Source organism: Deinococcus rhizophilus (genome assembly GCF_030271215.1).
In the GTDB taxonomy this organism is placed as follows: domain Bacteria; phylum Deinococcota; class Deinococci; order Deinococcales; family Deinococcaceae; genus Deinococcus; species Deinococcus rhizophilus.
In genome coordinates this window covers 1-386 of the sequence record NZ_JASNGB010000421.1, presented here as the reverse complement: position 1 = coordinate 386, position 386 = coordinate 1, and the positions used below count along the sequence as shown (strand labels likewise).

Annotated in this window: 1 protein-coding gene; it reads left to right on the top strand. The window is 78.0% G+C overall.

Annotated features, from left to right (window positions below):
* Nucleotides 1-98 precede the first annotated feature (98 nt).
* On the top strand, nt 99-386 hold a 288-nt coding region (locus QOL99_RS17665; protein ID WP_285525711.1), incomplete at its 3' end, for an SPOR domain-containing protein.

The window sequence follows — 386 nt, the reverse complement described above, 5'->3', positions numbered from 1 at the left end:
CGCCGCCCGCCGCGCCACCGGGCGAACCGGCGGACACGGCACCCCGGGAGCCCGCAGAGACCGCCCCCCCAGCGGCCCCCGCCCGGTCCGGCAATGCCGTGGCCCCCAGCGAGGAACGCACGCCGCTGCGCAGCGACTACCGCATCAGCCTGGGCACCTTTGGGTCGGAGGCCGAGGCCCGCCGCGCCGCCTCGGGCGTGTCGGACGCCGGGTATCCGGTGTACATCATCGACCTGGGGAGTCAGGTCGTCGCGCAGGTCGGCCCCTACGGGGACGAGACGACCGCCCGCCGGGCGCTGGCGGACATCCAGCCCCGCGCTCCCCGCGCCGTGCTGTACGCGCCGCGTGGCCGCAACCTGAGCGGGGGGGGCGGCAGCGAGACCACC